The sequence below is a fragment of the Flavobacterium sp. genome, from assembly GCF_031363805.1.
In the GTDB taxonomy this organism is placed as follows: domain Bacteria; phylum Bacteroidota; class Bacteroidia; order Flavobacteriales; family Flavobacteriaceae; genus Flavobacterium.
This window is the reverse complement of record NZ_JANLVD010000220.1, coordinates 1-11,363: the sequence shown is the minus strand read 5'-3', so window position 1 is coordinate 11,363 and position 11,363 is coordinate 1. Positions and strand designations below refer to the sequence as shown.

At 34.9% G+C, this 11,363-nt stretch carries 7 protein-coding genes; 5 read left to right on the top strand and 2 right to left on the bottom strand.

Annotated features, from left to right (window positions below):
* The 3 genes from dnaB to RMN92_RS11670 form a co-directional block, all read left to right on the top strand.
* Positions 1-2,338 (top strand): replicative DNA helicase (dnaB, locus tag RMN92_RS11680; RefSeq protein WP_309609621.1); only part of this gene is annotated, 2,338 nt, incomplete at its 5' end.
* Positions 2,339-2,375: 37 nt separating this feature from the next.
* Positions 2,376-3,638: an asparagine synthetase B gene (locus tag RMN92_RS11675; protein ID WP_309609620.1), complete on the top strand. Its 1,263-nt coding sequence runs from the start codon at positions 2,376-2,378 to the stop codon at positions 3,636-3,638.
* Positions 3,639-3,665: 27 nt separating this feature from the next.
* Positions 3,666-4,577 (top strand): glutaminase, encoded by a 912-nt coding sequence (locus RMN92_RS11670; protein ID WP_309609622.1) that lies wholly within the window; start codon positions 3,666-3,668, stop codon positions 4,575-4,577.
* A 123-nt stretch (positions 4,578-4,700) separates the two neighbouring features.
* On the opposite strand, the gene cphA is transcribed toward RMN92_RS11670, so the two are convergent.
* Positions 4,701-7,325, bottom strand: a complete 2,625-nt coding sequence (cphA, locus tag RMN92_RS11665) for a cyanophycin synthetase (protein WP_309609619.1) — start codon at positions 7,323-7,325, stop codon at positions 4,701-4,703.
* Positions 7,326-7,663: 338 nt separating this feature from the next.
* On the opposite strand from cphA, the gene RMN92_RS11660 reads away from it, so the two are divergent.
* Complete coding sequence (locus RMN92_RS11660) at positions 7,664-8,584, top strand: cyanophycinase (protein ID WP_309609618.1); 921 nt, start codon at positions 7,664-7,666, stop codon at positions 8,582-8,584.
* A gap of 93 nt (positions 8,585-8,677) precedes the next feature.
* Positions 8,678-9,520, top strand: coding sequence for an isoaspartyl peptidase/L-asparaginase (locus RMN92_RS11655; RefSeq protein ID WP_309609617.1), 843 nt, complete (start codon positions 8,678-8,680; stop codon positions 9,518-9,520).
* A 240-nt stretch (positions 9,521-9,760) separates the two neighbouring features.
* Here RMN92_RS11655 and RMN92_RS11650 read toward each other — a convergent pair.
* Positions 9,761-11,363: ATP-binding protein (locus tag RMN92_RS11650; protein ID WP_309609616.1), on the bottom strand; the 1,603-nt coding region annotated here is incomplete at its 5' end.

Below are 11,363 nucleotides of genomic sequence, written 5' to 3'. Positions count from 1 at the left end.
TTTATTAACAGTTTCGGCGCAACTTAAAAAATCTGCAAAATTGGATTTGGCTGGTGGCGATTTTTATTTAATTCAGCTTACTCAAAAAATATCATCTTCGGCGCATATTGAGTTTCACTCCCGCATCATTTTACAAAAATACATTCAACGAAGTTTGATAAAAATATCATCTGAAATTATAGAAGAATCGTATGATGAAACTACTGATGTATTTGATTTATTGGACAAAGCCGAATCAAAACTCTATGAAGTAACGCAAGGAAACATCAAACGAAGTTCAGAAACAGCACAAAGTTTAGTCATTCAAGCCAAAAAGCGTATTGAAGAAATTGCTGGTAAAGAAGGACTTTCTGGAATAGCCACAGGTTTTGATAAATTAGACAAAATAACATCAGGCTGGCAACCTTCAGATTTGATTATTATTGCGGCGAGACCCGGGATGGGGAAATGTCTTGGAAAAGGCACTAATGTGTTACTGTTTGATGGTTCATTACGAAAAGTTGAAGATGTAACCACCGATGATTTACTCATGGGTGACGATTCCACTTCAAGAAAAGTGCTGTCTATAGCAAGAGGTAGAGAGAATATGTATTGGATTCACCAAAATAAAGGAATTTCTTATCGCGTTAACGAAAGTCATATACTTTCTTTGAAGAGAAGTAGAATTGAAGGCGGACATAAAAAAGGAGAAGTTTTAAATATAACAGTTAAGGATTATTTAGAGAAATCTGATAAATTCAAATCAAATTACAAAGGTTATAAAGTTGCAGTAGAATTTGATGAGAAATTTTTATCATTAGAACCATATTATTTAGGATTATGGCTTGGCGATGGACATTCTTACAGTCAACGTATCACCAATATTGATGAAGAAATTATAGACTATTTAAATGATTACGCTGATAGATTAGAAATTGAACTTGTTACTTACTATCAAGAAGATAGGACAAATAATTATTCAATTGTAAAAAGAAACAGAGCAAACTCTGAAGATTTTCAAATCAATATTCAAGAAGAATTGCGAAAGTTGGATTTGATTCAAAACAAACATATTCCACAAGATTTCCTTATCAATTCAACACAAAACAGATTACAACTTTTGGCTGGATTGATAGATTCCGATGGATATTATACATCTGAATTCAATTGTTTTGAAATTGTTCAAAAAAGCGAAAGATTATCTAAACAAATAAAATTTCTTTGTGATTCTTTAGGTTTTAGAAGTTCACTAAAAAAGAAAAAAACAAGTATAAAAGCTATAGGATTTGAAGGTGAAGCTTGTAGAATAAGAATTTTTGGTAATTTGGATTCAATTCCAACAAAAATTGAGCGTAAAAAAGCAAGGGAATGGAATTCAAAAGTCGATTGGAAAGTAACTGGAGTTAAGGTTGAGTTTGACAAGGAAGACGATTATTATGGTTTTGAAATCGACGGAAATCGATTGTTTCTTTTGGAAGATATGACAGTTACTCATAATACTGCGTTCGTACTTTCAATGGCACGAAATGTAGCCATCGACTTTGGTCATGCTGTTGCCTTATTTTCGCTTGAAATGTCTTCTGTTCAATTAATTACACGTTTAATTTCTTCGGAAACTGGACTGTCTTCAGAAAAATTAAGAACTGGAAAACTCGAAAAACATGAGTGGGAACAGTTGAGCGTGAAAGTCAAAGATTTGGAAAAAGCACCTTTGTATATTGATGATTCTCCATCGCTTTCTATTTTTGATTTGCGTGCCAAAGCCAGACGTTTAAAATCCCAACACGACATAAAAATTATTATTGTCGACTATTTGCAACTAATGACAGCAGGAGGAAGCAACGGAAAAGGAATAGGAAATCGGGAACAAGAAATTTCGACCATTTCAAGAAATTTAAAAGCTTTGGCCAAAGAATTGGAAGTTCCTGTTATTGCACTTTCTCAATTGTCGCGTGCGGTGGAAACTCGTGGTTCAAGCAAGCGACCTTTGCTTTCTGACCTTCGGGAATCTGGTGCGATTGAGCAAGATGCGGATATTGTTTCGTTTATTTACCGACCAGAATATTATAAAATAGATGAATGGGATGACGATGAGCATTCGCCAACCCAAGGTCAAGCCGAATTTATAATTGCCAAACACCGTAATGGAAGTTTAGAAAATGTGAGATTGAAATTTATTGGAAACTTGGGTAAATTTGATAATTTGGAGGATTATTCAGTAGGTGAAGATTATTTGCCATCGACAATGAATTTAGGACATGATGATAATCCTTTTCAAACCAAAAACTTACCATCTGCAAATGAGGCTTTCGGAAGCAATTTGAATAATTTTGAAGATGATGGTGATGTGCCGTTTTAATTTTTTTTCATTTATCTTTGAATTAAAATTTTCGAAAATGCAAATTAAAAAGTTATTATTCATATTCATATTTCTAATTTGTAACTCCATAAAAGCAAATTTCATATTGCTTCCCATGGATGAAACAAGTCAGAAAAATCATCTAAAAGCCTATGGAATAACCTATTGGGCGTTGAACAAACAGTACAAAGCGAGTTGGTTGCTCAACTACCGTGGCGGTTCTTTTTTGCTTCCAGATGTTTTAGATATTAGAAAAGAATGTCAAATACGCGGTGTAAGTTTTGAAGTCCTTTCAGACAATGAAACCAATTCTATACTCAACGAAATTTCATCACCATCACAAAATATGGAAACTGTTGTTTTAGAAAAAGCACCCAAAGTAGCTGTCTATTCGCCACCTGGCAAACAACCTTGGGACGATGCTGTGACTATGGTTTTAACCTATGCCGAAATTCCTTTTACCACCATTTATGATACCGAAGTTTTAAGCGATCAACTGCTACTTTACGACTGGTTGCACCTTCATCATGAAGATTTTACAGGACAATATGGCAAGTTTTATGCAACCTATAAAAATGCTCCATGGTATATTGAACAAAAACGAGAAGCTGAGGCACTGGCTCAAAAATTAGGTTACAATAAAGTTTCTGAAGAAAAAGGTGCAGTAGCTCGAAAAATTCGCGATTTTGTAATAGGTGGCGGTTTTATGTTTGCCATGTGTTCTGCCACAGATAGTTTCGATATTGCCTTGGCGGCGGAAGGAGTTGATATTTGCGAAACCATGTTCGATGGCGATGCAAGCGAGCCCAATTATCAAACCAAAATTGATTACACCAAATCATTTGCATTCAAAAATTTTATACTCGACAGAAAGCCTGATCATTATGAATTTTCAGATATAGATATGACCGAAACCAGAAGAATTCCATTCGAAAAAGATTATTTCACCCTCATGGAATTTTCTGCAAAGTGGGATGTTATTCCTACCATGCTATGTCAAAATCATACATCATTAGTAAAAGGATTCATGGGTCAAACTACGGCTTTTGAGCGCGATTTGGTTAAAACCAATGTACTTGTTTTGGGAGAAAACCAAATCAATAGCGAAGCTCGATACATTCACGGACAAAAAGGAAAAGGATTTTTTACCTATTTTGGTGGTCATGACCCGGAAGATTTCCAGCATCGGGTAGGAGATGAGCCCACACTTTTGGACTTACACCCAAACTCGCCAGGTTTCAGATTAATATTGAACAATATTTTGTTTCCGGCGGCGAGGAAGAAGAAACAGAAAACGTAGTTAAAAATGCCTTTTAATTCCATTGAAATGAACTACGAAACCATTCTCCAAGAAATATACCAAGAAGCAAAACAGCTTCCCTCGATTGGCAATGTCGCCAAAACTATTCCAGAATTATCTAAAATAAATCCAAACAAATTTGGCATTCATCTTACAACGATTAGTGGTGAGGATTTTGGAATTGGAGATTCCAACGAAAAATTTTCCATCCAATCAGTCTCTAAAGCATTAACCGTTGCTTTGGCGTTCTCATTTCTAGACGAAAAAGTATGGGAAAGAGTAGGCGTTGAGCCTTCTGGAAGTGCTTTCAACTCGCTGGTGCAACTAGAATACGAAAAAGGCATCCCAAGAAATCCATTTATCAATGCTGGAGCACTTGTCATTGCAGATATGTTAGTGACCAATCTAGAAAACCCTAAAAATGATTTTTTAAAATTTATCAGAAAAATTTCAAATTGCGATACTATAAATTATAATTTGAATGTTGCCAACTCAGAAAAAGAAACAGGTTTTAGAAATGCTGCTTTGTGCAACTTCTTGAAATCTTTTGGGAATATTAAAAATGATGTAGAAACGGTTCTCGATTTTTATTTTCACCAATGTTCGTTGGAAATGACTTGCAAAGAATTGGCACATTCATTTTTCTTTTTTGCTAATGAAGGAAACACTATTTCTGGAGAAAAAATATTACTTAAAAGCCAAGTTAAACGACTGAATGCTTTAATGCAAACCTGCGGATTTTATGACGAATCTGGAGAATTCACATACAAAGTTGGACTTCCTGGCAAAAGTGGAATTGGTGGTGGAATAGCGGCATTATTTCCAAAAAATTTTGTAGTAGCTACTTGGTCGCCACGACTTAATGAAAAAGGAAATTCAGAATTAGGAATGTCCGCTCTAGAATTGTTAACTACCAAAACTGGGATGTCAGTTTTTTAGATTTTAACAATTAGGTATTGCATTATACATTTTGTATTCTTTTTTTATTTCAAATAAAAAAACGCCAGCATTACACTGGCGTTTATATACTATTTTAGTAAAAAGAATTTGAAATTTAAATCCCTAAATATTCCCTTCCTCATTTTCCTTATCCAAATATTCCTGCACAATATTGATAGCATTGGCTACTACATCGCTCAAAGCGGTAATAAAACTACCATCTTCGGCATTGTCAATGGCATGTTTTATAGCTTCAATTTCCTTTGGAATAATTTCGTGGGTTACATTTTTTCCAGATTCTGATACGCCTTCCAATATTAAATTTATAATTTCTTCTTCTGTTCTACCACGCAAATATTTTTCTTGACGAATAATAATATGGTCAAACATGCGACCAGCAATTAAGCCACATTCTTTAATATCTTCGTCACGGCGGTCACCCACACCCGCAATAATTCCTATTTTTTTGGTGGATTCTACACTTTCTAAATAGCTTTCCACGGCTCTGTAACCTGCTGGGTTATGAGCAAAATCAATTAAAACTTTGAATTTTTTGAATTCGAAAATATTCATTCTTCCAGGCGTTTGTGCTACACTTGGAATAAATGTTTGCAACGACAAGCTTATATCTTCCGTTTTAAAACCATACAAATAACTGGCTAATGTTGCCGCCAAAACATTGGCAACCATAAATTTCGCTTTTCCGCCTAAGGTAAGCGGAACATGGGTAGCGCGTTCCACACGAATTTTCCATTCACCTTTTTTTATGGTAATGTATCCGTTTTCATAAACCGCAACTGTTTTGCCTTCTTTGCATAATTTTTGAATCAATGGATTGTTTTCATCCAAAGAAAAGAAAGCCACATTGCAACTCAAATCCGACGCTATTTTTACACAATTTGCATCTTCGGCATTTAAAATTGCCCAGCCGTCTTTCTTTACACTTCTTACCACAGTGGCTTTTACACGGGCCAAATCGTCCAAAGTATTAATATCGTTCAGTCCCAAATGGTCTTCTTGAATATTGGTAATAATGGCAATATCGCAACGGCTGAAACCCAATCCTGAACGAAGAATTCCGCCACGCGCCGTTTCCAAAACGGCAAATTCTACGGTAGGATCTTTCAAAATATATTCGGCAGAAAGTGGTCCGGTAGTATCGCCCTTTTCCATCATGTGGTTCTGCACATATATCCCGTCGGATGTGGTGAAACCCACTTTATACCCATTATTTTTTACAATATGGGCTATAAGTCTTGTGGTGGTGGTTTTCCCGTTGGTTCCCGTAACCGCAATAATTGGAATTCTGCTTGGTTTACCCGGTGGATACAACATATCTATGACTGGCGATGCTACATTTCTGGGCAACCCTTCAGACGGTGCCAAATGCATACGAAATCCGGGAGCGGCATTGACTTCCAAAACACAACCTCCATTTTCTTTGAGTGGCTGAGTCAAGTTTTCCGCCATGATATCTACGCCACAAATATCCAATCCTATCACGCGTGAAATACGTTCGCAAAGAAAAATATTTTCTGGATGCATCATATCTGTTACATCTACAGAGGTTCCGCCAGTACTCAAATTGGCTGTAGATTTTAAGTAAACTACTTCGTCTTTTCTTGGAACGCTATCAACACTATATTTTAATTTTTCTAATAAATCTTCCGTATCACGATCTATGGTTATTTCGGTCAATACATTTTCGTGGCCATAACCACGGCGCGGATCTTTGTTGGTTTCTTCTATGAGTTTTTGAATAGAATCTTTTCCATTTCCTACTACATTTGCTGGGACACGTTTTGCAGCAGCCACCAATTTATTGTCAATAATAAGCACACGGAAATCGAAACCTGTAATAAATTTTTCTACAATAATTCGAGAACTGTATTTTTTGGCATATTCCAAACCAGCCAGTGCATCTTCCCATGTTTTAACATTGATGGAAGCGCCTTTTCCGTGGTTTCCATCTAGTGGTTTTAGCACAATTGGATAGCCAATTTTAGCTATAGTTTCGGCTAAATCTTCTTCGGTTACACAAATGCCACCATTGGCAACAGGAATCGAAGCTGCGTCTAGCATTTTTTTGGTTTGCTCTTTGTTGCAAGCTATATCTACCGCAATACTACTCGTTTTACAGGTGATAGTGGCTTGAAAACGCATTTGATTGATGCCATATCCCAATTGAACCAATGAATTTGTGCCCAATCTTATCCATGGAATATCTCTGTTTACAGCTTCTTCAACGATGCTTCCTGTACTCGGACCCAAACGCACACGGTCTCTAATCACGCGCATTTTTTGAATGTCTGCTTCCAAGTCATAATCTGTTCCTGCAATTAAAGCTTCGGCAATGGCTACTGAACTTTCTGCAGCAAAAAGCCCTACATTTTCTTCGGTATAGCTAAAAACTACATTGTAGGTTCCGGGTGTTTTGGTTTCGCGGGTTCGACCAAAACCTGTTTCCATTCCGGCTAAAGTTTGTATTTCGAGTGCAATGTGTTCTATAACGTGACCCATCCAAGTGCCACGTTCTATGCGGGAGAAAAAACCGCCTCGAGTGCCTTCAGAACAACGATGCTCTATCATTGTTGGAAACATTTTTTCTAATCGTTCTCTAAAACCATCGATTTTATTGGTTGGAGACTGTTCCATTTCTTCTAAATCCAAACGCATTTGAATTAGTTTTTTGCGTTGTACACTCCAAATATTTGGTCCGCGAAGCGCTTGAATTTTCAGTATTTTCATTTTGGAAAGTTATTTTTTAATGTATTTGTTAAAAATAGAAAAATTTTGTGATTATTAAACATTTTTGTTGAATATTTTGTTTTAAAAATGTAGGTTTTATTGAATGAATTGATTCTTAGTTTTTTATAATGGTTTAATAAAAGTTGTAAATTTGAAAATTAGCCCTGATGGAAGTGGAAATCCTTTTTGTGGTTTTGTCATCCTGAGCTTGTCGAAGGACAAAATCACAAAAAGATTGAAACATACAGCAGGAATAATGTTGATAAATACTGTAAAGTTTTGCTTCAAAATAAATCAATTAGATTTGGTTTATTTCAATTTTTGGTTATTTTTACCAAATGAATATACGTGGAAAATTGATTATAATTGGTGGTGCGGTTGATAAAGGGAGTTTTACGGAAACCGATTTGGATAAAAGCGCAGTTAAAAACTTAAATTTTTTTGAGACTGGTATTTTGAAGAGAATTTTGGATGAATCAAAACATAAATTGCTTTCTAGAATTGAAGTAATTACTACGGCTTCAAAAATTCCGAAAGAAATTGGACCAGAATATGTAAAAGCGCTCAATTATTTAGGTGCACAGAATGTTGATATTTTGAATATTGAACGCCGAGAACAAGCTATGGATCCAGAAGTGGTGGCCAGATTAAAAGCCGCCGATGTGGTGATGTTTACTGGTGGCGACCAATTGAGATTGACTTCTATTTTGGGTGGCACACCGTTTCATGATTTGATTTTGGAAAAATATATTAATGAAGATTTTATCTATGCAGGCACTTCAGCTGGTGCTGCTGCTGCTTCCAATAATATGATTTATCAAGGCAGTAGTTCTGAAGCTTTGCTGAAAGGCGAAGTAAAAATAACCAGTGGTTTAGGACTTATTGATGGCGTTATTATAGATACTCATTTTGTACAGCGTGGTAGAATTGGTCGGCTTTTTCAAGCCGTTGTGGGTAATCCAAAAGTGCTAGGAATAGGACTTGGAGAAGACACGGGATTGCTCATAACCAATAATACACAAATGGAAGCGATTGGGTCTGGACTGGTTATTTTGGTTGATGGTCGGGAAATCAAAGACACCAATTTAACTCAGGTTGAGTTGGGTTATCCAATATCTATTAATCATTTGGTCACCCACGTAATGAGCAAATACGACACTTTTAATTTGTCAACTCATAAAATGCATATTAATTCTTCGCAATATGCCGAAAATTTGAGTTTTACACGATCAGATCTTAACGAAGGAAAGTTGATTTAAATTTTTCTTATGAACACAGATTTAAAAAATTAGAATAATTAAAAAAAATTCTCCAATTTCTTAAATCTGTGTTCCATATAATATAAAACGAACATGAAAATAATTATACACGGTGGTTTTTTCTCTGAATCTTCTACCAATCATGAAACCAAAGTTGCCAAACAAAATGCTTTGGAACGTATTGTAAAATCATCTTACGAATTTTTGAAAACCCATTCTGCATTGGAAACAGTAGTTTTTGCTGTTTCGCAATTGGAAGACGATGCTTTGTTTAATGCTGGTATTGGTTCTCAAATACAAAGCGATGGGAAAATACGAATGTCTGCCGCCATTATGGATGGAGAAACTCAAAAAATGAGTGGTGTAATCAATATTGAAGAAGTGAAAAATCCTGTTCAGGTAGCGCAAGTTTTAATGCAGGAAGACGATCGCGTTCTCGGCGGAAGTGGCGCTACAAATTATGCCAGAAAAAATGGATTTGAAATTTTTTCAACTGAAATTCCGCAACGGAAAGCAGAATATGAAGCCAAGTTAAAATCGTTAAGAACTGGAACTGTTGGTTGTGTAGCTTTGGATAAAAATGGTAAAATTGCTGTGGCTACATCTACTGGCGGAAAAGGTTTTGAATTGGTAGGACGCATATCAGATTCTGCTACTGTGGCAGGAAATTATGCCAACCAATTCTGTGGAGTAAGTTTAACCGGTGTAGGCGAGGATATTGTAAGTAATGCAACTGCTGCCAAAATTGTTACACGTGTAACTGATGGTTTCTCGTTGGAAAAAGCTTTTGAAAAAACTTTTGCTGAACTAAAACCGTATGATGGTTTTGCGGGTGCGATTGCCATAGACCATTTAGGCAATATGTTTCACCAAGATTCGCATCCAAGTATGGTATTTGCTAGTTTTGATGGTGAAGTATTTGAGGTTTTTCAATAAGTTTTAGTGGAATATTAATCTGTAAGTAATTTATTTTTACAAATTTTAATATTTCAGCTTTTGAAAATTTATTTTTTTTAACCACATAGAAATTCATAGCTATATAATTATTTGCAGGAAAGTCTAAGAAAATTTCATTTTGCATATAGCACTATGACCACTTTAATTGAGCGAAGCGACTTTTATTATTGAATTTTCTATGAGCCTATGTGGTCAAAAAAGATCAAAAATATTATATTATCAACTTATTGGAATATAAATATCAAATTGTGCTCCTTTGTTAAGTTGTCCAGTTGCCGTGATAACACCATTATGATTATCAATTATTTTTTTCACAATGGCAAGACCTATTCCAGTACCAGAATATTTTTCTTTATGGTTTAAACGCTGAAAAACTTCAAATATTCGGTTTTGATATTCTTGATCGAATCCTATACCATTGTCTTTAAAAATAATATGATTGTACTTTTTTTCTGCTGATAGCTTTCCAGGTGTTAATGTTGGGTTTTGATTTTCAAAATAACTACTTTCCCCTATTTCACTTTTAATGATTATTTTGGAAGGTACATCTTGTATTGCAAACTTTAAAGAATTGCTAATCAGGTTTTGTATAACCTGTCTGAATTGGAAAGTATTAATGTAAGCATCTCCAAGTTCACTGGAATCGATTATACCATTTTTTTCATTAATGTCGTCAAATAAATCGTTTTTTATATCTTCTACAATTTTTTTGAGGTTGGTATTTTGAAATTTACGTTCAGAAACATTGGTATTTGAAAAAGCAAGCAAATCTTCTATAAGTGTTTGCATTCTTCTGGCTGTATTATTCATTTTTTGAAAATAGTCTTTCCCTTTATCAGATAAGTTTTTGTATTCTGTGTCAAGAATGCGTCCTGCAAAAGTTTGTATTTTACGAAGCGGTTCTTGCAAATCGTGGCTAGATACATAGGCAAATGACTGAAGTTCGTTATTCATATTTCCTAATTCATTATTTTTTTCTTCAAGCAGCTTGTTTGCCTTTTTTAATTCGATGGTTTTTTTAGTTACGGTTCCTTCCAATACTTCTTTTTCTCTTACCTGCTCTTCTATTTCTGTATTTGTACCAACCCACATGATGATTTCACCTTTTGAATTTTTTTGTGCAAGACCTCTGGCTAGGTGCCATTTGTAAATATTTTTACTATTTATTAAACGGTGTTGCATTTCGAAATTTTTGCCAGTGGCAATACTATTTTTCCAAATGGCAACTAATTCTTCTAAATCATCTGGATGCACTATCTTGTCCCAACCCCAATCTTTTAAATCTTCATACGGAATTCCTGTATATTCCATCCAACACTTATTCATGTAATTAATATTTCCAATCGGATCTGCTGTCCACACTTTTTGAGGCATAGAATCTGCTATAAAATGAAAACGTTCTTCAATATCTCTCCTTTCTTTTTCAATTTTTTTGTATTCAGTAATGTCTTCAATTACTAAAAGAATGAGTTTTTCTGCACTGGTTTCTTTTTTTATTTCACGTGCATTAAGCAACATGATTCTTTCTCCAATATTTGAAAAAGTATGTGTAATTTCAAAATTATGGAAGGTTGATTTTTGAGGTAAAATATTTTCTAATAATTTTTTTAAAGCTGGAATATTCCATTGTTTATTTCCTAAATCATACACAAGTACCTGTTCTGTATCCTTTTCATTAACATGAAATGTTTTATAAAAAGCGGTATTTGCTTTTTGGACTCTCAAATTTTCATCAAGTATCAATAATGGTAGAGGTATATTGGCAATAATGGCTTCTGCATAGTTTCTAGATTCTACCACAATGTCGTTTAAACCAATCATT